20 protein-coding genes and 1 pseudogene are annotated in these 24,230 nt (G+C 56.3%); 9 read left to right on the top strand and 12 right to left on the bottom strand.

Annotated elements, in window-relative coordinates:
* Positions 1 to 241 (top strand): annotated as a pseudogene (gene obgE, locus RT340_RS11690) (GTPase ObgE); the annotation flags it as partial.
* 146 nt (positions 242 to 387) lie between these two features.
* Here obgE and RT340_RS11695 read toward each other — a convergent pair.
* The 5 genes from RT340_RS11695 to RT340_RS11715 are packed head-to-tail and all read right to left on the bottom strand — an operon-like array spanning position 388 to position 5,243.
* Positions 388 to 804, bottom strand: coding sequence for a hotdog fold thioesterase (locus RT340_RS11695; RefSeq protein ID WP_058962126.1), 417 nt, complete (start codon positions 802 to 804; stop codon positions 388 to 390).
* A gap of 1 nt (position 805) precedes the next feature.
* On the bottom strand, positions 806 to 1,564 hold the full coding sequence (gene dhbA / locus RT340_RS11700) for a 2,3-dihydro-2,3-dihydroxybenzoate dehydrogenase (protein WP_182057551.1): 759 nt from the start codon (positions 1,562 to 1,564) through the stop codon (positions 806 to 808).
* A complete protein-coding gene (locus RT340_RS11705; RefSeq protein ID WP_034826585.1) occupies positions 1,561 to 2,415 on the bottom strand; it encodes an isochorismatase family protein in 855 nt (284 codons plus the stop codon). The genes dhbA and RT340_RS11705 overlap by 4 nt, the downstream gene beginning before the upstream one ends.
* 19 nt (positions 2,416 to 2,434) lie before the next feature.
* On the bottom strand, positions 2,435 to 4,051 hold the full coding sequence (locus RT340_RS11710; RefSeq protein ID WP_211729317.1) for a (2,3-dihydroxybenzoyl)adenylate synthase: 1,617 nt from the start codon (positions 4,049 to 4,051) through the stop codon (positions 2,435 to 2,437).
* A gap of 10 nt (positions 4,052 to 4,061) precedes the next feature.
* Entirely contained in the window at positions 4,062 to 5,243 is a 1,182-nt protein-coding gene (locus tag RT340_RS11715; RefSeq protein ID WP_211729318.1) for an isochorismate synthase, read from the bottom strand.
* Between the two features lie 176 nt (positions 5,244 to 5,419).
* Between RT340_RS11715 and fepB the strand changes: the two genes are divergently transcribed.
* Positions 5,420 to 6,385, top strand: coding sequence for a Fe2+-enterobactin ABC transporter substrate-binding protein (gene fepB / locus RT340_RS11720; RefSeq protein ID WP_097118198.1), 966 nt, complete (start codon positions 5,420 to 5,422; stop codon positions 6,383 to 6,385).
* Here the strand turns inward: fepB and entS are convergent.
* A complete protein-coding gene (gene entS / locus RT340_RS11725) occupies positions 6,380 to 7,630 on the bottom strand; it encodes an enterobactin transporter EntS (RefSeq protein WP_313376116.1) in 1,251 nt (416 codons plus the stop codon). The genes fepB and entS overlap by 6 nt on opposite strands.
* A gap of 139 nt (positions 7,631 to 7,769) precedes the next feature.
* On the opposite strand from entS, the gene fepD reads away from it, so the two are divergent.
* Genes fepD through RT340_RS11740 form a run of 3 tightly spaced genes read left to right on the top strand, consistent with a single transcriptional unit; the run spans position 7,770 to position 10,533 of the window.
* Positions 7,770 to 8,759, top strand: coding sequence for a Fe(3+)-siderophore ABC transporter permease (fepD, locus tag RT340_RS11730; RefSeq protein WP_211729320.1), 990 nt, complete (start codon positions 7,770 to 7,772; stop codon positions 8,757 to 8,759).
* Positions 8,756 to 9,739 carry an iron-enterobactin ABC transporter permease gene (gene fepG / locus RT340_RS11735; protein WP_313376120.1) on the top strand — a complete coding sequence of 328 codons (984 nt, stop codon included), beginning with the start codon at positions 8,756 to 8,758 and terminating at the stop codon, positions 9,737 to 9,739. The genes fepD and fepG overlap by 4 nt, the downstream gene beginning before the upstream one ends.
* A complete protein-coding gene (locus tag RT340_RS11740; protein WP_058959455.1) occupies positions 9,736 to 10,533 on the top strand; it encodes an ATP-binding cassette domain-containing protein in 798 nt (265 codons plus the stop codon). Before fepG ends, RT340_RS11740 begins: the two co-directional genes overlap by 4 nt.
* A gap of 206 nt (positions 10,534 to 10,739) precedes the next feature.
* Here RT340_RS11740 and RT340_RS11745 read toward each other — a convergent pair whose 3' ends face one another.
* Positions 10,740 to 14,654 (bottom strand): enterobactin synthase subunit F, encoded by a 3,915-nt coding sequence (locus tag RT340_RS11745; protein WP_313376122.1) that lies wholly within the window; start codon positions 14,652 to 14,654, stop codon positions 10,740 to 10,742.
* 32 nt (positions 14,655 to 14,686) lie between these two features.
* Positions 14,687 to 15,898 carry an enterochelin esterase gene (gene fes / locus RT340_RS11750; protein ID WP_097118202.1) on the bottom strand — a complete coding sequence of 404 codons (1,212 nt, stop codon included), beginning with the start codon at positions 15,896 to 15,898 and terminating at the stop codon, positions 14,687 to 14,689.
* Positions 15,899 to 16,158: 260 nt separating this feature from the next.
* On the opposite strand from fes, the gene RT340_RS11755 reads away from it, so the two are divergent.
* On the top strand, positions 16,159 to 18,432 hold the full coding sequence (locus RT340_RS11755; protein WP_097118203.1) for a TonB-dependent siderophore receptor: 2,274 nt from the start codon (positions 16,159 to 16,161) through the stop codon (positions 18,430 to 18,432).
* Here RT340_RS11755 and pmrB read toward each other — a convergent pair.
* From pmrB to dacB, 3 genes are read right to left on the bottom strand one after another with little or no spacing between them, the layout of a single operon-like run.
* Complete coding sequence (pmrB, locus tag RT340_RS11760) at positions 18,429 to 19,487, bottom strand: two-component system sensor histidine kinase PmrB (RefSeq protein ID WP_058959451.1); 1,059 nt, start codon at positions 19,485 to 19,487, stop codon at positions 18,429 to 18,431. The genes RT340_RS11755 and pmrB overlap by 4 nt on opposite strands.
* Positions 19,484 to 20,146 (bottom strand): two-component system response regulator PmrA, encoded by a 663-nt coding sequence (pmrA, locus tag RT340_RS11765; protein WP_034826547.1) that lies wholly within the window; start codon positions 20,144 to 20,146, stop codon positions 19,484 to 19,486. The genes pmrB and pmrA overlap by 4 nt, the downstream gene beginning before the upstream one ends.
* Positions 20,146 to 21,579, bottom strand: coding sequence for a serine-type D-Ala-D-Ala carboxypeptidase (dacB, locus tag RT340_RS11770; protein WP_097118400.1), 1,434 nt, complete (start codon positions 21,577 to 21,579; stop codon positions 20,146 to 20,148). Before dacB ends, pmrA begins: the two co-directional genes overlap by 1 nt.
* Positions 21,580 to 21,825: 246 nt before the next feature.
* Here dacB and greA point away from each other — a divergent pair, with 246 nt between their 5' ends.
* Positions 21,826 to 22,302 (top strand): transcription elongation factor GreA, encoded by a 477-nt coding sequence (gene greA / locus RT340_RS11775; protein ID WP_034826545.1) that lies wholly within the window; start codon positions 21,826 to 21,828, stop codon positions 22,300 to 22,302.
* 128 nt (positions 22,303 to 22,430) lie between these two features.
* Here greA and yhbY read toward each other — a convergent pair whose 3' ends face one another.
* Positions 22,431 to 22,724 carry a ribosome assembly RNA-binding protein YhbY gene (yhbY, locus tag RT340_RS11780; RefSeq protein ID WP_034826542.1) on the bottom strand — a complete coding sequence of 98 codons (294 nt, stop codon included), beginning with the start codon at positions 22,722 to 22,724 and terminating at the stop codon, positions 22,431 to 22,433.
* A 126-nt stretch (positions 22,725 to 22,850) separates the two neighbouring features.
* On the opposite strand from yhbY, the gene rlmE reads away from it, so the two are divergent.
* A complete protein-coding gene (gene rlmE / locus RT340_RS11785; protein WP_034826540.1) occupies positions 22,851 to 23,480 on the top strand; it encodes a 23S rRNA (uridine(2552)-2'-O)-methyltransferase RlmE in 630 nt (209 codons plus the stop codon).
* Positions 23,481 to 23,653: 173 nt separating this feature from the next.
* On the top strand, positions 23,654 to 24,230 hold a 577-nt coding region (locus RT340_RS11790; RefSeq protein ID WP_313376127.1), incomplete at its 3' end, for an ATP-dependent metallopeptidase FtsH/Yme1/Tma family protein.

The raw sequence follows: 24,230 nt of genomic DNA on the forward strand, positions 1-24,230 counted from the left end.
GATTTCTGCAGCCAGCCAGGACGGCGTGAAAGATCTCTGCTGGGACGTGATGACCTTCATCATCGAGAACCCGAAAGAAGCGGAAGAAGAAGCGAAAGAGCCGGAGAAAGTGGCCTTCATGTGGGATGATTATCACCGCGAAGCCATGGAAACCGCTCAGGAAGTGGAAGAAGACGACGATTGGGATGACGACTGGGACGAGGAAGACGACGAAGGCGTCGAAATCATTTACCAGCGTTAATCGCAAAACAGAAAGCGGCCAATTGGCCGCTTTTTTTATGGCTGCTGAGTGCCATTTTCATCTCCCGATGAAAGGGCATCGTGTGCAGCAATCCGGCGCGATGATTCTGCCCCCTGGAATAAGGAGGTGAGGGCCGTCGCGGAAAATTACCCCAGCACCGCCACCGTCAATCGCGATGTGCAGCACAGTTGATCGCGTCCATTGCGAATCTCAATTTCCCAGCTCTGGTTGCGTGCGCCAAGGTGCAAAGGACGGCAGATGCCGCGCACTTCACCGCTGCTCACCGCGCGATGATGGCTGGCACTGACCTCAATCCCCACCACACTTTTTCCCTCTTCCACACTCAGATAACCGGCAATCGATCCCATCGATTCCGCCAGCACCACTGACGCACCGCCGTGCAGCAGGCCAAACGGCTGCTGCGTGCGGGTATCCACTGGCATAGTTGCCTCAAGGTAATCGTCGCCAATCACCGTGAACACGATGCCGACGTGCGACACCAGCGAGTTATCCCCCAGGGTATTTAAGGTTGCCAGATCAACCGATCGTTTCCAGATTGCCATATCAGGATCCCAGCGTTGCGCCACCGTCGACCACAATATCCTGCAGCACCACGTGGCTGGCAAGATCTGAGGCCAGGAACAGAACGTTGTTCACGATCTCTTGCGGTTTCGCGATCTTACGCAGTGGGATCCCCAACTTGTACTGATCCGGGAAGCCGTTGATCATCTCCTGCTCTGCTTCCGGCGTATGCCACAGGCTACGTTGCATATCGGTATCGGTTGAACCCGGTGAAACGATGTTGCAGCGCACGCCAAACGGTGCCATTTCCAGACCGACGGTGAGGCACAGGCTACGTAGTGCGGCTTTGGAAGCGCCATAAGCGGACATGCCGAGACGTGGCGCGTGAGCCGCGTTAGAAGCGATGGTAACAATCGCCCCCGCGCGCTGCTGGCGGAATACCGGCAGCGTTTGCTGGAACATATTGAAGGCGCCACCGGCGTTCACCGCCAGACACGCCTGCCAGTCTTCGAATGCGAGTGCTTCGGTACTGCCGACGCGCAGGATCCCGGCGCCGTTGACCAGCACATCCAGACGAGGCTGCTCAGCCAGCAGACGCTGGCACACGGCTTTCACCTCCGCCGCATTCGCTACATCCAGAACCTGAGTGGCAAACGGGTAGTCGGGCTGCTCAAAACGCAGATCGAAGCCGATCACCTGTGCGCCGGCCTGATGGAATGCCAGCGCCGTGTGGTAACCAATGCCTTTACCCGCGCCGGTTACCCAGACGATTTTTCCGTTAAAGTCGAAAGAGGCACTCATTTGGCAGGCGTCCGTGACAGTAGTGCCCACCAGCCATCAATGCTCGGATTTTTTGCCAGGCTAACGAAATCGATGTCGTTGTGCACCTGGCGCCAGCGCGCCGCCAGCGCCATCACGCGTACGGAATCCAGGCCGTAGTCGATCAGGTTTTCATCATCTTCTGGCACATCGTCATCTTCCAGCAGCGGCAGAATCAGCGCACGCAGATCGTCTTTGCTCAGCGGCAGCGGCATCAGATCGGCGGTCATCACCACTTTGCCGCTGCGGCCAGCGGTGTAGGTCAGTGCCATCATGTGCTCTTCACGGCTGAAGTCGGCCAGCGCATCCGCCACCATAAACGGCTGGATGTTACGCATAAAGGCGTCAGTGGCGGTGGTCAGGCAGCCGATGTGGGCGTAAACGCCGGTAATGATCAGCTGATCGCGGCCCATCTCCTGCAGGATCGATTCCAGCGGCGAGCGGACAAAGGCGCTGTAACGCCATTTGGTTAACACCTGATCGTCCTGATCTGGCGCCAATGCATCTACGATCTTCTGTTGATCCGGATGCTTATTCAGGCCTGGTCCCCACATGTCGTTGAGCAGTGCGCGATCGGCATCGCTCTGCTCGTTGGGCTGCGCGGTGTAGAACACCGGAATACCTTGCGCTTTGCAGTAGGCGCGCAGGCGGGCAATGTTTTCCACAACCTGATCGATCAGCGGACTGTTCTCGCCCCAGAAATTCAGGAAATAAGCCTGCATATCATGGATCAGGAGGGCAGCACGCTGTGGCTCAACGGTCCATTTCACCTTGTTGGTCGGCAGTTCAGTGGCGGCAGGCAGCGCGTAAGAATTCAGTTTTGGAATAGCCATTACAATCTCCGGAATAGGTTCAGGCTTGCGCTTGTTGGTCAGCAAGCTGTTGGCGTAAACGTTTTTTATCCACCTTGCCAACCGGGGTCAGTGGCAGGGCATCTACGCAGGTAATACGATCGGGTAATTTAAACTCGGCGACACCGAGATCGCGCAGATGACGGCGCAGCGCCACCGCTTTGATTGGCTGGCTGGCAACAATAAAGGCGCAGCTTTTTTCACCCATCAGTTCATCTGTCATCGACACCAGCGCGGCATGAATCACATCCGGATGGCGCTGCAGCAAATTCTCGATCTCTTCTGCGGCGATCTTCTCGCCGCCACGGTTGATCTGATCCTTCTCGCGGCCCTGCACGGTGATGTAACCCTGCGGGTTGATCTCAATCAGATCGCCGGAGCAGTAAAAGCCGTTAGCATCAAAGCTAGCGGCATTGTGTTCCGGGCTTTTGTAGTAGCCACGGAAGGTGTACGGACCGCGTGTCATCAGGCGACCCACCGTGCCGTGCGGCAGCGCATTACCGTGTTCATCCGCCACCCAGACTTCGTCATCTTCAGAAATCGGTCGGCCCTGAGTGGTCAGCACGATTTTCTCGTCATCGCCAAAGCGGGTGTAGTTCACCAGACCTTCGGCCATGCCAAACACCTGCTGTAATTGGCAGCCAATTTCGCTCTGGATGCGTGCCGCCAGGGTTTCGCCGAGCTTCGCGCCGCCGACCTGAATGCGCTGCAGCGTAGCCAGCTGCTTGTTGCTACCCCATTCCTGAATCGCCTGCAGCCACAGGCTCACTGCGGGTGGCACCAGACCGGTATCGGTGACCTGGTGCTTCTCAATCAGCGGGAAGCACAGCGTAGCGCTGGGATCAGCGGCGAGGATCACCTGGCCCCCGGCATAAAACACACCAAGTGAACCCGGTGAGCTCATAGCGAAGTTATGCGGTGCGGGCAGGGCGATCAGATAACGCGTGTCAGCCGTGACTTCACAGATCTCATCGCTGGCGCGAATACTGTAGTAGTAATCGTTGTGCGTGCGCGGAATCAATTTTGGTGTCCCGGTGCTGCCACCGGAGAGCTGGAAAAACGCCACTTCATCAGCGGCGCTCGGCGTGGGCTGATAATCGCCTACCGCTTCCGCCATCAAAGCTTCGAGAGTGTTTTCTTTATCACCGTCATTACGCAGGATGATCTGCTGCAGTGACGGTTGAGCGGCACAAAGCGCACCAATAAAGGTGTCATCGCCAAACAGCGCGTGACTGCGATCGGCAATTAGCAGTTTAGGCTCAATCTGCGCGGCATAGGCGGTCAGCTCGGTGCGCTGATGGCTATACAGCGCGAAGACGGATGCTACGCCCAGTTTAAACAGCGCAAAGACCGTGACGTAAAACTCCGCCACGTTGCCTAGCTGCACTAACGCAGTATCACCCTGTTGCAGGCCACGGCGCTGCAGGGCTGCCGCGAGGTTATCGGTTAGCTGATTCAGCTCGCGATAGCTGATTTGACGATCGCCGTCGATGACCGCGATTGCATCATTCTCTTGATGACGCGCCAGGATATCGGTCATTGGCACATCGAGCCAATAGCCTTTTTCGCGATAGCGCGCAGCCAAATCTTCAGGCCAGCGGGTATAGGGAATGCTCATGCTCTTTCCTTTATTGCAGTCCAAAAGCGCGCAACATGGTATCCAGCTTCACGCCGGTTTCGCGCCATTCTGATTCAGGTTGGGAATCGGCAACGATGCCTGCGCCCGCAAACAGTCGCACGCGTGCACCGTGCACGGTGCCACAACGAATTGTCACCACCCATTCGCCGTTGCCTTCACTGTCACACCATCCCACAATGCCGCCAAACAGCTGACGATCAAAAGGCTCTAATTGCTGAATCAGCTGCTGAGCACGCTGGTGTGGGAAGCCGCTTAATGCGGGGGTCGGATGAAGCAGGCAGGCCAGCGACAAGGCGTTCTCACGATCATCCTGTACCTCACCATCGATTTGCGTCGCGAGGTGCCATAAGGTCGCGGTGGTGATCAATGACGGTACCGTCGGCACGGAAAGCAGGCGACTGCGCGGTTGCAGCGTATTGCGCATCGCATCTGTGACCAGCTGGTGTTCATGACGATCTTTGCTGGAGTCCATCAGCGTATTGCCCGCTGCCTGATCCTGTTGGCTATCGTGGTGATCACGACGTGCTGAGCCCGCCAGCGGGCACGAGCTAAAATCGCGGCCCTGCTTACGCAGCATCAGCTCCGGGCTGGCCCCCACCAGTGCACCGCCTTGTGGCAGCGGCAGATGGAAGTGATAGCTATTCGGATTCTGCGCAATGACGCGTTGCATCAGTGCCGCGGTATCCACTGGCTGTTCGGTGACAATATCCATCAGGCGCGACAGCACCACTTTATCTAGGTCACCGCGTTGCGTTGCTGTCACCGCATCGGCCACCATTTGGGTAAAGACATCGTGATCCGGCACCGCCACGCGACGACGTACCTGCGGCAGCTCACTGGCAGCCGCAGGCAGCGCATTCTGTAGGTCGGCACGATGAAAAGTTTGATACGTTTCAGGAATAAACAGGGCCGCAGGCTGACTCACGTCAAACGGAATCGCACCCACCAGGATCGGATTCTCAATGCCTTGTTGTTTTGCCGCCGCAAAATGTTGATGCAGCTGAAGTTGAAAATCACCCTGCAATGATGCAGCGTCTGCCACAGAGGTGGTTATCGTGGTATAGCAGCCTTGAGTCGCGAGGCTTCGCCACGGCGAGGTAAAGAGGAACCCACGACATAACGCAGAAAAATCCTCTAATAAGGCATTTTCAAACATGGATGATTCCACCATAATTTTCACCTATAAATGATAAGATTATTAAGAATGATTATCATTTTTATTATGGGCCTGTAACCTACGTCGATTGGACAAAAGAGTCAATCCATTCGCGGGATTTCCCGCATGATTAGGCGTAATCGGAAGGTGACGTCGAGCCGTGCAATAAGCTAAAAGGTGGACCAAAACTTATGAATAAATGCGGTTTATTGGGACTGACAGCCCTGTTGTTTATTTTCCAGACTTTCACAGGGCTCGCACAGGCAGAACAGGGATGGCCGCGCACGGTGCAGGGGGCAAAGGGTTCAATTACCTTAAACAAAGCTCCGCAGCGTATTGTTTCAACCAGCGTCACCTTAACTGGATCATTGCTGGCAATTGATGCACCGGTGGTGGCCTCCGGTGCGACCGCTCCGAACAGCCGTCTGGCCGACGATCAGGGTTTTTTCCGTCAATGGGGTGAGGTGGCAAAACAGCGCCATGTAAAACGTCTCTATATTGGCGAGCCGAGTGCCGAAGCGGTGGCCGCAGAAGCACCAGACCTGATTCTGGTGAGCGCCACAGGTAATGATTCTGCGATTAAACTCGCCAGCCAGCTTTCCGCCATCGCACCGACGCTGGTGGTGAATTACGACGACAAGAGCTGGCAGGATGTGGTGACGCTGCTAGGCCAGGCAACCGGTCACGAAGCGCAGGCTGCACAGCGGGTGAAGGCTTTTGACGATCGTGAAGCAGCGTTGAAAAAAGCCATCACCTTACCGCCGCAGCCCGTGTCTGCCTTGGTGTGGAACGGCGATGGGCGTGCCGTCAACGTGTGGACCACGGAGTCAGCGCAGGGCAAACTGCTGGAGCAACTTGGCTTTACCCTCGCCGTTCCACCCGCCAGCGTGCAGCAAGGCCACAGCATGGGCCAGCGTAAAGACATCATTCAGCTGTCGGGTGAGAATGTGGGAAGCGGTTTGACGGGCAAAACCTTCCTGCTGTTTGCGGCTGATGACAAAACCACGCAGTCGGTGATCGGCAATCCGTTTCTCGCGCAAAACGCGGCGGTTAAGGATAAGCAGGTATTCCCGCTTGGCGTCGATTCGTTCCGTCTGGATTACTACAGCGCCAGCAATCTGCTGGCGCGTCTGGAGAAACTGTTCGTTAAATCATGATGCCTGCTCCGCCAGCTCAGGGGCTGGCGGCGCATAACGACGTAAACGGCCCATTACACACCACATCACAACCCCCAACAGCGCTGCCGCAAAACCAAACGCGGCGGCAGCCTGTGGCGGCAATAACCACGATCCCATGGCCCCAATCATCGCCGCACCGATCGCATCTCCGGTGACATTTTGCGCGGTCCACAAGCCGTTAATGCGGCCCAGCAGATGGTCTGGCGTCAGCAGTTGAATCATCGCGTACTGCACCAGACTGTTGATGGCACTGAAATAACCAAACGCCACCAGACACAGCAGCGCCAGCGGCAGATTGGGCATCAGACTGAATAATCCCAGCGCGATAAATCCGGCCACCGCACTGCCCAGCACCAGCTGTCCCGGTCGGGCTGCATGTTTCAGTTTACCGCTGGTGAACGCGCCGATGGCGGCACCCAGAGGCACGGCTGCGTAGAGCATGCCAAGCTGGTTAGCACTCACTGACCAATGTGGTGCGAGAGCGGGGTAGAGCACGCGAATTGCGCTGGCCAGAGTGACCAGAGCACCTATCAGCGCCACCATGCCGACAATCGGGCTGGCAAACAGGAACTGCACCCCGGCGGCCAGCGACTTCAGCGGATGTTCACGCGGCTGAGGTGGCGGCGGGAGTTGCGGTAATTTCAGCAGCGTCAGTACGGTAATCAGTGTGCCAAACGCGGTTAAGCCGTAGTTCCACATTACACCGCCGTGCGCAATGACCAGTCCGGCAATGGCTGGCGAGAGGATGGAGCCAAAACGCACCGTCAGCATGGTGATGGCGCCGGCCTGCATAATGTTTTCGCGCCCCACCAGCGCCGGTGTGGCCGCCAGCAGCGCCGTGACGCCAATCGCGCCAAAGAAGCCATCCCAGAATCCCAGCAGATACACCGCAATCAGTGAAGGCTGCGGCAGCGCAGCGTTAATCGCCAGCGCGATAAAGCCCAAGCCGCAGGTGGATCGGGCAAGCAAAATCAGTTTCTTACGCTCGTAGCGATCGGCTAACACCCCGCCGGTTAGCAGACCAATAAACATACCGGATGCGGCGAGGGTGACGGCCAATCCCACCAAAAGCGGGGAGTGCGTCATCTGCTGAATCTGCACCGGCACCGCCACGGCGAGCATGCCTAATGCGACAATCGAGATGAATCGGGCAATAAATACTGCGCGAAATGCCGCATGGGTTTTCAGCAGGGAGAGATCGATAAAGTGGGAAGATTTGTTCATTTGTTCGCCTTTTTGCACCAATTTTCCTCATCGTCCGCGAGGCGAGTCATGGTAACATAGGCAAACGCGAGTAATAACGATAACCATTATCAAATTGCGTTGCGCATGCGACGACGTTGAACAGTGAAGGTTTAGAACGATGCGCCAGATCCGTGCATTAGCAGGCTCAGGGATTCTGCTCTTGCTCCTCATCGCGCTCAGCTTGATGCTGGGGGCAAAATCGATACCCATTTCCGATGTTTATCATTCTCTTACCTCAGGCTGTGACAACGCTGAGTGCGTGATTGTGCGTGATGCACGCTTGCCTCGTACGCTGGCCGGATTGCTGGCGGGTGTCGCCCTTGGATTAGCAGGCGCACTAATGCAAAGCCTGACGCGCAATCCACTGGCCGATCCGGGCATTCTCGGCGTTAACGCAGGTGCCGGGTTTGCGGTGGTGATCGGCATTGCGCTGTTTGGCGCGGATTCTCCCCTCGATTGGCTCGGCTTCGCGTTTGCCGGTGCACTGCTGGCGTCATTGCTGGTGGCGATGACGGGGGCGATTGGCGGCGGGCGAGTCAATCCGGTACGCCTGACGTTAGCCGGCGTAGCGCTGGGCGCGGTGCTGGATGGACTGACGTCTGGTCTGTCACTGCTCAATCCCGATATTTATGATCATCTGCGTTTCTGGCACAGCGGCTCGCTGGATATCCGCAATTTCACTGTATTGCGCACCCTGTTCCCGGCCGTGCTAATCGGCAGCGGAGTGGCACTCTATTTGTCGCAGGCGTTGAACAGTTTAAGCATGGGCGGCGATATGGCGACCGCGCTGGGCACGCGGGTGGCGCGCACGCAACTGCTTGGTTTAGTGGCGATTGCGTTGTTGTGTGGTGCGGCGACAGCGGCAGTGGGGCCGATTGCTTTTATCGGACTGATGACGCCGCATTTTGCACGCTGGATGGTCGGCAACGATCACCGCTGGATGCTGCCCGCCACGGCGATCATTACCCCGATTCTGTTGCTGGCAGCGGATATTCTGGGACGACTGCTGGTGGCGGGCGAACTGCGCGTCTCCATCGTCACGGCGATGTTGGGTGCACCGGTGTTGATTGTGTTGGTGCGCCGTAAACTCGGGCGAGGTGCGTTATGACGCGTCGGGTTAGATTACATACCACGTGGTTGTTGCTCGGATGCGCACTGCTGGCGTATCTGGCGATGACGCGAGGCGCATTGCCGATTGGTGCTAAGCAATTCTGGCAAGTGCTGGCGGGACACGGTGCCAGCAACGTCAAGCTGATCGTTTTAGAGTGGCGACTGCCGCGTGTGCTAATGGCGCTGCTGATTGGCGCGGCACTGGGCGTCAGCGGCGCGATTTTCCAGTCACTGCTGCGCAACCCGCTCGGCAGCCCGGATATTCTCGGTTTCAATACCGGTGCCTATAGCGGCGTGCTGGTGGCGCTGGTGCTGTTCAATCAGGGCATCGCCGCCATGACCGGTGCAGCGTTGGTTGGCGGTATCGGCACGGCGGTATTGGTGTATCTGTTTGCCTGGCGCAACGGGGTAGAAACCTTCCGCCTGATTATTGTCGGTATCAGTGTGCGCGCCTTGCTGATGGCACTGAATGCCTGGCTGATTATCAGTGCTTCGCTAGAGTCCGCGCTCAGTGCCGGATTGTGGAGTGCCGGTTCACTTAACGGCATCACCTGGGCGAAAACGCCGCCGGTGATTGGCGTGTTGCTGCTGTCGCTGCTGCTGATGGCGTTGCTAACACGACGGATGCGTTTGCTGGAGATGGGCGATGATACCGCCAGTGCGCTCGGCGTGCTGGTGGAGCGCAGTCGGCTGCTGCTGATGCTGATTGGCGTAGTGTTGACGGCGGCGTCCACTGCGCTGGTGGGGCCGATCTCCTTTATTGCGCTGCTGGCACCACAAATCGCGCGTCGACTCGGCGGCGGCGAGAAAGGCGCGCTGCTGCTGGCGGCGCTGTGTGGCGCACTGTTGCTCATTGCGGCTGATTTTGCTGCGCAGCATTTTTTCTTGCCTTATCAATTACCGGTTGGCGTGATTACCGTCAGCCTCGGTGGACTTTATCTGATTGCGTTACTGGTGCGGGAGGCGCGACGCCAATGATCGATATCCCTTCACGGCTGTATGGCGAAGGCCTGACGCTCGGCTACGACAAGAAAGTGGTGGCAGAAAACCTGTCGGTGGCGATCCCGGAAGGTGAGCTGACAGTGATTATCGGCCCCAACGCCTGCGGTAAATCCACTTTGCTGCGCACCCTGAGCCGCCTTAATACTCCGCTGAAAGGCGAGGTGTATCTGGATGGTGAGGCGATAGCGCGTTATCCGACCAAAGAGGTGGCGCGTCGACTTGGGCTGCTGCCGCAGAGTTCCAACGCACCGGCTGGCATCAGCGTTACCGAACTGGTGGCACGTGGGCGTTACCCGCATCAAGCGCTGTTTGGCCGCTGGCGCAGTGAAGATGAAGAGGCGGTGCAAAGCGCGATGCGGGCAACCGGCGTGGCGGATTTGGCGCAGCAGCCAGTGGATACCTTGTCCGGCGGGCAGCGTCAGCGCGTATGGATTGCCATGGTGCTGGCGCAGCAAACCCCGCTGCTGTTGCTGGATGAGCCAACTACCTGGCTGGATATCACCCATCAGATTGAACTGCTGGAACTGATGCAGGAGTTGAATCAGCAGCATGGCCGCACGCTGGTGGTGGTGTTGCACGATCTTAATCACGCCTGCCGTTATGCCACCCATTTGATCGCCATGCGTCACGGCAAGATTTTGGCCGAAGGCAAGCCCGCAGAGATCGTAACACCCGCGTTGATTGAACAGGTGTACGGTTTACGCTGCGTGATTGTGGAAGATCCGGTGGCGCACACGCCAATGATCGTGCCGCTGGGAAGAGGAAAGTAAGCGGTCTGGCTGCATAAAGCATGTTATCGCGGGAATCTAAATGCTGTGACCGGCACACCACAGTGGAGCATCGTGTCGGGAGGTCTTAACGCAGCGCCCTGCACAGGGCAGGCAGGTTGATCGCAGTGAGGCTTCATCCCAGCCCCTGTACAAGGCAGATCAGTTATCGCCGGGAGGCCCCTCGACCTCCCGGAAATCGGCTGACGTTAGCCTAATATCCGTTGCAACAGCGGGCCAATCTGCTCAAACATCTGCGGGGAAATAATCTCCACGTGTGCACAATCCATCGGCCAAACCTCTAACTCACCGACATAAGGTGCCCAGGCGCGACGCGCATCCTGACCAGGCTGCTGCGTCTGCTCGGCGAGGAACAGTGTGGCGCGACCGTTGAAACGCGCACTGCGCGCGGTGGCCAACAGACGCACCGAACTGGCGTAGTTGGCTTCGATGGTATCGAACATCGCGCGCATCTCTTCGCCCGCCTGATGGCGCTGGGCAGCGATAAACTGCTCGCGCTCGCGATTCACCTCTTCCAGCACCGCCGGATCCAGCACATTCTCGCCACGCTTTTCATCCCAGTTCTGCGTTTCCGGCGGCCAGGTATCGAGCAGGCCGAGGAAGGCTACCTCTTCACCTGACGCTTCCAGTCGTGCCGCAATACCTTGCGCCAGCGTGCCGCCCAGCGAATAACCGAGGAAGAAGTAGGGTCCGTGCGGCTGCACGTTCCGTAAGGTTTGCAGATGCGCATCACACACCTCGTCGAGATGCGCGCTTTGGTTCAGCGGGCTCTGGGGATTCGGCGACTGAATCCCCACCAGCGACCAGCGCTGATCGAGATAGCGCTGCAGAATACTGAACTGCCAGGCAAAACCCGACGCCGGATGGAAGCAGAACAGTGTCGGACCGTTGCCCTGACGCAGCGGCAGAACGGCTTCAAAACCTGCCTGCTGATGCGATTGTGTATCGCTCAGCAACCGGGCGAGTTTTTCCACCGTTGAAGCCACCATAATCTGCCCTACCGAAACCGGCTGTTGCAGTTCGCGGCGCAGCTGGGCAGCTAAGCGCATCGCCAGCAACGAGTGGCCACCGAGGGCGAAGAAATCATCCTGGGCGCTGATGGTGTCACGCGCCAGCAACTGGCAGAAAGCCTGCGCCAATTGGGTTTCCAGACCGGGATGCGAGTCCCGGCCCACGCTGTCAGCTGCATTTTTTGGCAGCGGTAAGGCTTTGCGATCCAATTTACCATTGCTGCTCAGCGGGAAGGCATCCAGTTGCACAATCGCCACCGGCACCATATGTGCAGGCAGCCGTTGCGCCAGTGCATCACGCAGCGCGTCGCCATCGACAACGTGCTCTGCGACGACGTAACCCACCAGCTGACGCGCGTCACCGCCTTGTGCAGCGGCACCGCCGAGTACCACCGCGTGCGTGACTGCCTGCTCAATACCGGGCAGTGTGCTCATCACATGATCGATTTCGTTGAGTTCGATACGCTGGCCTCGGATCTTCAACTGATCGTCGCTGCGTCCGAGGTATTCCACCGCGCCGTTATCCAGCCAGCGCGCCACGTCCCCGGTCAGATACATGCGCTCGCCAGCGGCAAAAGGATCGGCGATAAAGCGGCTGGCGGTCAGATCCGGGCGGCCAAGATAGCCGTGTGCCAGCTGTACGCCGGTTAAGTAAAGATCGCCCGCCACACCCGGCGGCACCGGCTGCATACGCGCATCAAGAATGCGAAGTCCGGTATTCCACACCGGGAAACCAATCGGCACGCTGGCTCCTTCAACGGCTGCCAACGCTTCGCCAAACGCCGGATACCAGCTGACATCTACCGCCGCTTCGGTCGGGCCGTAAAGATTGTGCAGCGGCACCTGCGTCAGTTTTTCCCATTCACGCGACAGATCGGTCGGCAGCGCTTCACCGCTACAGAAGACGTTACGTAAGCTGCCACAGCAGGCAATCGCTGGCGCACTGTCCAGCGCCGCGACAAAGGCGGCCAGCATCGAAGGGACAAAGTGCGTGGTAGTCACTTTGTAACGCGCAAACAACTGCTGAAGGGCTTCCGGATCGCGGTGCGCTTCCGGCGGTGCCATCACCAGTTGCGCGCCTACCAGCAGCGGCCAGAAGAATTCCCATACGGATACATCGAAACTGCTTGGGGTTTTCTGCAATACCACATCGTCGGCTTGCAGCGGATAGCGATCCTGCATCCACAACAGGCGGTTGACGATCGCTTCATGACCGACCAATACGCCTTTCGGACGCCCGGTAGATCCTGAGGTGTAGATGATGTAAGCGCCATCCTGTGGTGTCGGCGCGCTGGCAGGTGGTGGCGCGTCTGGCGCGGTATAGAGCGCATCAAAGTGCAGCTGCTTAACAGAATAGATAGCGCTAAAGCGGGCGCTCAATCCCACTGAGGTGATCAGCGTTTTGGGGGCGGCATCTTCCAGCATTAGCTGCAAACGTTCGTCGGGGTAGCCGGTATCGAGCGGCAGATAGGCCGCGCCGAGCGACACAATCGCCTGCAGTGCCAGTGAGAGCTGCACTGAACGCGGCAATGCCACTGCGACGATATCGCCGCGCTGGACGCCCGCTGCACTAAGATCCGCTGCCAGAGCATACAACTGCTGCTGCATCTCACGGTAGCTTAACTGGTGCGTCGCATCAGCCAGCGCCGGGGCATCAGGCGTACGCGCGGCCTGTTGCGCCAACAGTGAGGCCAGCGTTTCTGCAGGAACAGGGTGCGCGGTCTGATTGATACCGGCAATTTGTACGTGCTCTTCTGTGGTTAGCAGATCCAGTTCACCCAACGCACGCTGTGGTTGCTCCGCCAGCTGATCCAGCAGCAAAGCAAAACGGCTGGCGTGGCGAATCAGCGTCGATTCGCTATAGCGCTCCGCATTCGCCAGCAACTCCAGCGTTAGTTCACCCTGTTCGCTAATGTAGATAGCGATTTCCAGATCGCGCACCGGGCCTGATGCCAGCTGATGGGTTATGCCTTCAACGCCAGCAAAATCGAGTTGATAGTCAAACATCTTCAGGTTGATCACCGGACCGTACAGCGGGTCACCATCGCCCAAACGTCCAAGATCGCGCTGCACCTGTTCCGCGTCATAACGCTGGTGGCGGCGCATTCTCTTCACTTCACCTGCCAGCTGGGCAGCCAGCGCACTCAGCGGCTGGGTGGGATCGTAATGCACGGCCATCGGCAGCACGTTGATCACCGGACCGGTGGCACACAGCGCGGCGGATCCGATGCGGCGCATAAAGATGAATCCAGCGGCGAAATCATTTTGTCCGCTGAGTCGCGCCAGCCACAGCGCCACCAGCGCAAAGGCCAGGTCAGCAGCGCTGGATTGTGGATGCTGATTCACCAGGGTTTGGAAGGTGCTGCGATCGAGCGTCACGCTGTGGCGCAGCAGATCGGTGGTCGTGCTTTGTCCCGCCAGCGGCAGCGGTGATAGCGAAGCCGGTGAGGGCAGCGCTGCGCCTTTCTCGCGCCAGAAATCACCATCGCGCGTGAATGAAGAGGATTCCTGATAACGCTGGTACTCTTCGACGACTTCGCTAAACGGGATGAACGGGGTTGGCTCGGCCTCTTGCTGCTGCACGGCGGCAGTGTAAAGGTTAGCAATACGGCGAGTGATGGCGGTAAAGCTGAAACCATCCACCACTAAGTGGTGATAACGCTGATACCAGAACCAGTGCTGATCGCCAATGCGATACAGCGTGTGATGCCATAAAGGTGCACCGCTCAGTACGCGTAGATCACCGTTCATGTCTTCACGCATTAACGCGCGGGCTTTGGTGGCCGCATCGGGTTCAGCGCGCAAATCAACGATTTTTGGCGCACTGAACGTCTGCGGTTGCAGCCACTGCAGTGCTTCGCCCTCGACTTCGGCAAACGCCATATTCAGCGTATCGGCTTCCTGCATGCCAGCCACGATGGCCTGCGCGAGCAGGTCTGTGTCGATGGCGCCGGACAATTCGACAAAGTGAGCTACTGCATATGCATTGTGGTGCTGGGTCAGCTGGTCGGCAATCCAGATGCCGGGCTGGGCTGCCACTAAGGGCAAGGTGTGTTGGTCGGTCATGGTTTTGTTCATCAGAGATTCAGACATCTGTGCTCCGGTTTGCGTCCTGCGTGATGAAGTTAAGTCGGATTGCGCCACAGGGCTTGCAGACCGTCGAGCAGACCACCGCGCCAGCATAGCGCGTCATGGCCGCCCTCCACCGGCAGGTAATTTACCTGATAGCCGGCAGCGGTAAGTTTTTGTTCTAATTGTTGATTGGCTTGCAGAATCAGGCCTTCACGTTTACCTGCCTCCAGCCAGAAACGCAGCGGCTGTTTCGGTGCCAGGCCGCTATCCAGCGCCTGCAACAGCCAGCCGTATGGGTTGCCACGTTCGGGCCACCAGAATGATCCGGAGAGGCTTAGTGCATTGCCAAACGTCTCCGGGAAATGCAGCGCGGCAAACACCGATGCCAGCCCGCCGAAACTTTGTCCAGCCACCAGCGTGCTATCTGCCTGTTGGCGATAGGGTGCCCATTGCGCCACCTGCGGCAGTAACTCCTGCTGCACGGCTTGCCAGAACTGCGGATTACAGGGCAGTTCACGACTACGGTGTTCACGATCGATGATGTCAATTAACAGATAAACGGCAGGGGGAAGTTTCCCTGCGTCAGTAAGTTGCTGCAATGGCCCGGCAATCGGCATTTGATTCGCCCAGAACTGCCCATCCAGCAGAATGGCCAGTGGACGTTGCGCGTTATCGGATTCGCCGGTGGCATAAATCCACACTTTGCGACTGTTACTTAGTAACGCGCTATCCCACTGATATTGTTGCAAAGAAACAGCCGATGCGCTGCCATCATCCACGGCTTGCCAGATTTTCTGGTCAGGGGCCTGCGGGAGATGCAGCGGCGAAACGCCCATGCCACGCCCACCGGCCCAGCCGCGCAGTGTATTCAGGGGATCGGCCTTCGCCGTGGGGAATTTGTCACGCCACCAGTTTCGCAAGGCATACATGTCCGCTTCACCGCTAAAGTCGGTTGCCTGCTCATCGGGCATCAGGCAGTAGCTGCCGCGCCAGTTTGATGGCAGCGCAGTTTGCCAGTACCACACATCGGTACCCGTTACGCGCACCAATGACTGAGGTGGACGTTTCTGGTGGTGATCGGTCACGCCAGTGATGTTGATCCATACACGCTGAGTCGCTGACGTTTTTTCGCTGCCTTGGGGATCGCGCCAGAAGAAGGTCACCAGGCAGGTGCCATCCTGCTGAGGGTCAATTCGCGGAATACCCTGAGTTTGTTGCTCCTGCCACCAGGCTTCGCTACCGGTTACATCATTTCGCCAGGTCATAGGGGCTGCCAGTCACTGTGTAGGGAAAGATTTACATAAGATTAATAATTAATACTATTGATAACTATTTGCATTTGCAATAGGGTGTTTCCGCTCAAAAGAGCACGCTCGTTCCGCCTGACTCTTTCCTTCCTGGAAGGTTACGCAACGGATGGCACTGCCAGGTCTGGAACTGGGCGCGATAAGGACAGGGATATTCTCACCGGCTCGCCAGTTAAGAATCCAACGGCATTTTACTGGCCATCCAGGAATGAAAAACAATGACGCGTTACTCACGATTATCATTAGCTATTTTGATTGAACTGGGGCTGAGCGCCTCACTGCTCTCAGGCAGCGCCTGGGCAGCAGACACTTCCAGCAAGACGACCAGCAGCCAATCCACTACCGACGCCGAATCGATGAACGGCGGCACGTTGATGGTGACCGCCCAGCAGCAAAACCTGCAGGCACCCGGCGTTTCCACCATCACATCAGATGAAATTAAAAAGCATCCGCCTGCACGTGATGTCTCTGAAATTATTCGCACCATGCCGGGCGTTAACCTGACCGGTAACTCCACCAGTGGCCAGCGCGGTAACAATCGCCAGATCGATATTCGCGGCATGGGCCCGGAAAACACCCTGATTATGGTGGATGGTATGCCAATCACCAGCCGCAACTCCGTACGTCTGGGCTGGCGTGGTGAGCGTGATACGCGCGGTGATACCAACTGGGTGCCGCCAGAAATGATCGAACGCATTGATGTGATTCGTGGCCCGGCCGCGGTGCGTTACGGTAACGGCGCAGCAGGCGGTGTGGTTAACATTATCACCAGGAAATATACCGATCAGCAGTGGCACGGTTCGTGGAATACCTACTTCAATGCGCCGGAACACAAATCGGAAGGCGCGACCAAACGCACTAACTTCAGCCTCGAAGGGCCGCTGGGTGATGACTTCAACTTCCGCTTGTACGGTGGCTTAGCGAAAACCCAGGCCGATGCTTATGACATCAACGAAGGCCATGCGGCAGCGCGTACCGGTACGTATGCGGGCAGCTATCCTTCGGGTCGTGAAGGCTCGGTCAATAAAGATATCAATGCGTTACTGAGCTGGGCATTTGCTCCGATGCAAACCCTGGAGTTGCAAGCGGGTTACAGCCGTCAAGGCAACCTTTACGCAGGCGATACGCAGAACACCAACACCAGTGCGCTGGTGAAAAGCCTCTATGGCGATGAAACTAACCGCCTGTATCGCCAGAATATCTCGTTGAAATGGACCGGTGCCTGGGATAACGGTGTCAGCACCAATACCTATGCGCGCTATGAGAAAACCCGTAATACTCGTATCAATGAAGGTCTGGCGGGCGGTACAGAAGGTATCTTCTCTAACGATGGTTTCAACACCATTCAGTTAGACGATATTTTACTGCACAGCGAAGTTAGCATTCCGTTTGAGTGGCTGATTAATCAGACGGCAACGCTGGGCGCCGAATGGAACCAGCAGAGCATGAAGGATCCCTCTTCAACCACTCAGGCTGCTAACTATGGCTCTGTACCTGGCGTGTCGAATACCGGTCGTAGCCCGTATTCGCAGGCGGAAATCTTCTCGCTGTTCGCTGAAGACAACATGGAACTGACCGACAGCACCATGCTGACGCCGAGTCTGCGTTTCGATCATCACTCGATTGTGGGTAACAACTGGAGCCCGTCTCTGAACCTGTCGCAAGGTTTGGGTGATGACTTCACACTGAAGATGGGGGCGGGCCTGGCTTATAAAGCGCCAAGCCTGTACCAGACTAACCCGAACTACCTGCTGTACAGCAACGGTCAGGGCTGTGCTGCCAGCACCGGTGCCTGTTATCTGCAAGGTAACCCAGACCTGAAAGCCGAAAACAGTTTCAACAAAGAGATTGGACTGGAGTGGAAACACGAAGGCTATCAGGCGGGTCTGACCTGGTTCCGTAACGATTACCGCAACAAGATTGAAGCGGGTTACGCAGCCGTCGGTAAAGCCTCAAACGGCACCACGGATATCTACAAGTGGGAAAACGTACCGAAAGCGGTGGTGGAAGGGCTGGAAGGTACGGTGAATGTGCCGTTCTCGGATAGCGTGAGCTGGAACAACAACTTCACCTACATGCTGCAGAGTAAGAACAAAGAAACCGGCGATCGTCTGTCGATCATCCCGGAATACACTCTGAACTCGACGCTGAGCTGGCAGGCAACGCAGGATCTGTCGCTGCAAACCACCCTGACCTGGTACGGCACGCAAACACCGAAAAAGTATGACTACAAAGGTCAACCGGTGACGGGAAGCGCGGCCGAAAAAGTGAGTCCTTACTCTATCATTGGCCTGAGCGGGACTTATGATGTGAATAAGTACGCCAGCGTCACCCTGGGTATCGACAACCTGTTTGATAAGCGTCACTTCCGCGAAGGTAATGCGCAAACCACCGGTAACGCCACAACAGGCGCCTACCTGTACGGTGCGGGTGCCAATACTTATAACGAATCAGGCCGTACTTACTACATCAGCCTCAACACTCACTTCTAAAGCAGTTGATGCGGTAAATAGCAGCGGGCAATCAGCCCGCTGCTATCTTTACGGTTGACCAGCTCCAGCCTGCCACGGTGCATCTGTACAATGCGCAGCACAATGTTCAGACCTAATCCGCTGCCACCGTAGCGCTGATCGCGACGGCGGAAGGCTTGCGTCAGTTCTTCTGCCGCATCGGCCTCAATGCCCGGCCCCTGATCCCACACCTCGATAATCACCTGCTGCTTGTCCTGCTGCATTTTCACCTTCACTTCACTGCCTTCCGGGCTGTAGCGTGAGGCGTTTTCCAGCAGATTACGCAGCATCAGGCGCAGCAACACGGCTTCACCCTGTTGCGGAATATCTTTGCCGTTCGGCCAGTGCAGTGTTTGCTGTCGCTGTGCATAAAGTTCGGCCATTTCCGGCTGCAGCGGCTGCATGATGTCTTTTTGCCACAGCAACTGCTGATAGTGACCGCCTGCCAGCGCCTGGCCGGCTCGCGACAGCATCAGTAGTTGCTCCACGGTGTGCATCAACTGGTCGATACGTTCAATCAGCATCTCACTCTGCGGCACGTTCTGCTGGTGCAGCAGTTCAAGGTGCAGACGTAAACCGGCCAAAGGGGTACGCAATTCATGCGCGGCATCGGCGGTGAAGAGGCGTTCCTGTTGTAGCGTGTGGTCGAGCCGCGAAAATAGCTGATTAATGGAGGTGGTCACGGCAACGATTTCATCCATTTCTGAATAAACCGGCAGCGGGGTGAGATTATCGGCGGAGCGATGGGCGAGGCTATCCTGCAGGGATCGTAATGGACGAATGATCCAGTTAATCGCCCAGAATGACAGCAGCAGCGTCAGAGCGATCATCACCAGTGAAGGCAACAGCAGTGAAGCGATGGCTTCACGGATCTCATTCTCGACGCGGTCGTTACGCGCCTGAGCAGACAGCGTTTCGTTGACCAGGAAACTGATCTGTTCGCGACTCTCATGCCATAACCAGATGGCGCTCATCACCTGGCAGGTGAGGAGAATCAGCGCCAGCATAATCAGTAACCGCTGACGCATGCTATTCATTCGCGCACTTCCAGGCGGTAGCCCACGCCACGCACGGTTTTGATACGATCTTTTCCGAGCTTACGGCGCAGATTGTGGATATGAACTTCTAAGGTGTTAGATCCGGGATCGTCATTCCAGCTATAGAGATCCTGCTGCAGCGTTTCGCGATGGACGTTCTGACCGACACGCATTAACAGGCGCGTCAGCAGTGCGAACTCTTTTGGGGTAATTTCCAGTGGACGCTCTTCCAGCAAAACCTGCTGCGAACTGAGATTGAGGGTGAGATCACCTTGTTGCAGCAAATTATCGCTGTGGCCCTGAAAACGACGAATCAGTGCACGCACGCGTGCCTGCAGTTCAACCAGCGCGAAAGGTTTGACCAGATAATCGTCGGCACCGGCATCCAGGCCATCCACGCGATCCTCCAGTGCATCACGCGCCGTCAGGATCAACACCGGTACGTTGATGCCATCGCGCCGCCACTGACGCAGCAGCGTGGCACCATCGCGATCCGGTAAACCCAGATCCAGAACGATCAGGCTGTACTGCCCACTGCGTAAGAAAGCATTACTCTCTGCAGCAGTACTCGCGCAGTCAACAGCATATCCTTGTGCGCTAAGGGCCTGAGCCAGGCCCGATTGCAACAGCGCGTCATCTTCAACGATCAGCAATTTCATTAGTTGTTTTTGTTGATATCCGAGTAGAGGCGGCTTTCAAAGCGTACCAGAGGAATGCGCCGCGTTTTCTGATCTTCAGGCGGCACCGCATAACCAGAAAGATACTGCACAAAGGCGACACGTGCACCGCTGGAAGTGGTAATAAATCCAGCCAGATTATAAACGCCCTGCAGCGAACCGGTTTTTGCTGACACTTTGCCATCCAGTCCGGCTTCATGCAGGCCACCACGATATTGCAACGTGCCGTCATAACCCGCCAACGGCAGCATCGAAATATAGTTCAGCGTTGAGTCGTTTTTCGCAATGTATTGCAGTACCTGCATCATGGTATCTGGCGCAATCAAATCGTGACGCGACAAGCCTGAACCATCGACCTGAATGCTGTTGCCGAGATCGACGCCTGCTTTTTCACGCAGTATGCGGCGTACCGCATCGGAACCGGCGCGGAACGTGCCGGGTACGTTGAAATAGTGATGGCCGATGGTGCGGAACACCGTATCCGCAATCATGTTGTCCGATTTCTTCAGCATGGTGTGCAGCAGATTGTGCAGCGGCGCGGATTGCGTCGACGCGAGCACGGTTCCCGGTGAGGTAACCTGCGTCTGACGCACTAAATGGCCGCTGTAATCGATATCCGCGGCACGTAGTTCGGCCTTGAGGATTTCGCCCGCCCAGGCGGCACCATCTTGCACCGCAAACGCCAGCGGCAAGGGTTCGGTGCGTTGGCGCATGCAGCCGGTCAGCGTGTAGCGGTTCAGTTCGCCTGGCACCACATCCAGTTCGCAATATTGCCCATCACCACTGTTGCGGCCAATGGTACGCACCTGACTGAACATATGTGCCGGATAATAGGACGCAATGCGCACAAAGGCGTTTTCGCCCGGCGTGGTGGCGCTATAGAGCGAGACTGAGAAGCAGTTTTTGTCGACAATGGCCGCCCCAGGTGGGGCGCTGAAGCACTGCGTCAGGTCATTCCACGGCCAGCCGGGTGCCATATCGTGGCTGGCGAACACGGACGTGTCGATCACCAGATTGCCTTTGATATGCGTAATGCCCTGCTTTTTCAGGGCCGCCACCATGTTGCGCAGATCCTGACGGCTCAGTGTCGGATCGCCACCAAAGCGCGCCACTAAGTCGCCATTGAGCGTGCCATCGCTGACTGCACCCTTGGTTTCCATCGTGGTTTGAAAACGGAAGTCCGGACCGAGTTCCAGCAGGGCCGCCAGCGCGGTAATCACCTTCATGGTACTGGCCGGCAATGCCATCTGTTTGCCGTGATAGTCGATTATCGGGGTTGATGCGCCCACTTTTTGTACCATCAGCGCCAGGTTTGCGCCGTCTGGCAAATACTGCATGTATTCTTCAACGGGGGCTGCTTGTGCCTGCAGCATAAACGCACAGGTTAATCCGGTAACAAGTCGTGAAAATCGCATAATCTCGCGGTAACTGACGGGTGAAGGCGTCAATACTACTTCCCGAGGCGGTGCAAAGTAAACGATGACCCACAGGGAACTCTGGGGTAAAATACGTATCAAAATGCAAAACCGAACCTGACCCGGAAAGCTTTCCGGGTCAGGCTTCTTTTGCTTGTGAAAAGAGGTAACGCGCCGCAGAAGCTGTTTTCTGCTGTCACCGGTCAGGATGACGCCGTTAACCAGGATAGATGACGAGGAGCCAAAATGAATCAGATTCCGATGACGTTGAAAGGCGCTGAGAGCCTGCGTGAAGAGCTGAACGAACTGAAAACCGTGAAGCGTCCGCGCATCATCGCCTCTATTGCCGAAGCCCGTGAGCATGGCGATCTAAAAGAAAATGCCGAATACCACGCTGCCCGTGAAGAACAGGGTTTTTGCGAAGGACGTATTCAGGAGATTGAAGCCAAACTCTCCAACGCTCAGGTGATTGATATCACGACGATGCCGAAAACCGGCCGCGTGATTTTTGGTGCTACCGTGACCATTTTGAATGTGGATACGGACGAAGAATTCACTTACCGCATCGTGGGTGATGATGAAGCTGACTTCAAACAAAACCTGATTTCAGTGAACTCGCCGATGGCGCGTGGTTTGATTGGAAAAGAAGCAGACGACGTTGCGATTGTGAAGACACCGGGCGGCGATGTGGAATATGAAGTGTTAAAGGTGGAATACCTTTAAGATATTGCTACGCTTTGAAATGTGTAGCCGCATATTGTAAAGAAAGGAAAAAGGCCGCATAGCGGCCTTTTATCCCATGCAGGAGCATGGCACTTTCTCTGCCCGTCATGGCAGCCTTTACGGCTTAATTAACGTGGCAGAGTAATTTTGCGCTCTTTTGCAGGGCGATACAGCACCAGCGTGTTGCCGATGACCTGTACGTTACAAGCTTTTGTTTCACGTACGATAGCGTCAACGATCAGCTGCTTGGTTTCACGATCTTCAGAGGCAATTTTCACCTTGATCAATTCGTGATGCTCGAGCGCCAGTTCGATTTCGGCGAGCACGCCTTCGGTCAAGCCATTACCGCCCAGCATAACAACGGGCTTCAGTGGATGGGCAAGGCCTTTCAGGTGCTGTTTTTGTTTGGTACTCAGATTCATCGTATTTTTTACTTACTCAGGGATTGAAAACGGTTCATTCTACCGCCATCTCGGGTATATCGCCAAATCAACGCGACTCATTGCGTACTGATTTATCGCTACGATGAAGATTTAATTGGAAAAATTATGACGGGTAAAAAGCGTTCGGCCAGTTCCAGTCGCTGGCTACAGGAACACTTTAGCGATAAATATGTGTTGCAGGCACAGAAAAAGGGGTTGCGTTCGCGCGCCTGGTTTAAACTGGACGAAATTCAGCAGGGTGACAAGCTTTTCAAACCCGGCATGACAGTGGTAGATCTGGGTGCTGCGCCCGGCGGTTGGTCGCAATATGCGGTACAACAGATTGGATCTAACGGTCGTATTATTGCCTGTGACTTGCTTCCCATGGACCCGATCGTCGGTGTCGATTTTTTACAGGGCGACTTTCGTGAAGAGGCAGTGCTGAACGCATTGCTGGAGCGAGTAGGTGATCAAAAGGTGCAAGTTGTTATGTCTGACATGGCGCCGAACATGAGTGGTACACCTGCGGTTGATATTCCACGATCGATGTATTTGGTAGAGTTGGCGCTGGAAATGTGTCGGGATATCCTGGCGCCTGGCGGCAGTTTTGTAGTGAAAGTGTTTCAGGGAGATGGCTTCGAGGAATACCTGCGGGAAATTCGCTCCCTATTTACGAAAGTGAAAATTCGTAAGCCAGACGCTTCTCGTTTACGTTCGCGTGAAGTGTACATTGTGGCGACAGGGCGCAAACTATAGCTCTCGGTACCGGAATCAAAGCAAGGCGAACTGCGTTTACTCTGATGTGTAATTCTGAGTTTCAGTGAAAAGCAGTAAAATCATCAGCGCCGCGATTCCAGGTCTGAAGGATATATAGTACCCTACGCTGTCTGTTAACACCGTTGTAATATGAGGTTAATCCCTTGAGTGACATGGCGAAAAACCTGATTCTCTGGTTAGTCATCGCGGTCGTGCTGATGTCTGTCTTCCAGAGCTTTGGGCCCAGCGAGTCGAATGGCCGTAGGGTTGATTATTCAACCTTCCTGTCGGAAGTGAACCAGGATCAGGTCCGCGAGGCACGTATTAACGGGCGTGAGATTAACGTTGTCAAAAAAGACAGTAATAAATATACGACTTACATTCCTGTCAACGATCCAAAGTTGCTTGATAACCTCTTGACCAAAAACGTCAAAGTGATTGGTGAACCACCAGAAGAGCCAAGCCTGCTGGCTTCCATCTTCATCTCCTGGTTCCCAATGCTGCTGTTGATTGGCGTTTGGATCTTCTTTATGCGGCAGATGCAGGGCGGCGGTGGCAAAGGCGCGATGTCCTTTGGCAAGAGTAAAGCCCGCATGCTGACCGAAGACCAGATCAAGACCACGTTTGCTGATGTCGCAGGTTGCGATGAAGCGAAAGAAGAAGTGGGTGAACTGGTTGAATATCTGCGCGAGCCAAGCCGCTTCCAGAAACTGGGCGGTAAGATCCCGAAAGGCGTCCTGATGGTCGGCC

This window comes from Pantoea sp. CTOTU50773 (genome assembly GCF_032082325.1).
In the GTDB taxonomy this organism is placed as follows: domain Bacteria; phylum Pseudomonadota; class Gammaproteobacteria; order Enterobacterales; family Enterobacteriaceae; genus Pantoea; species Pantoea communis.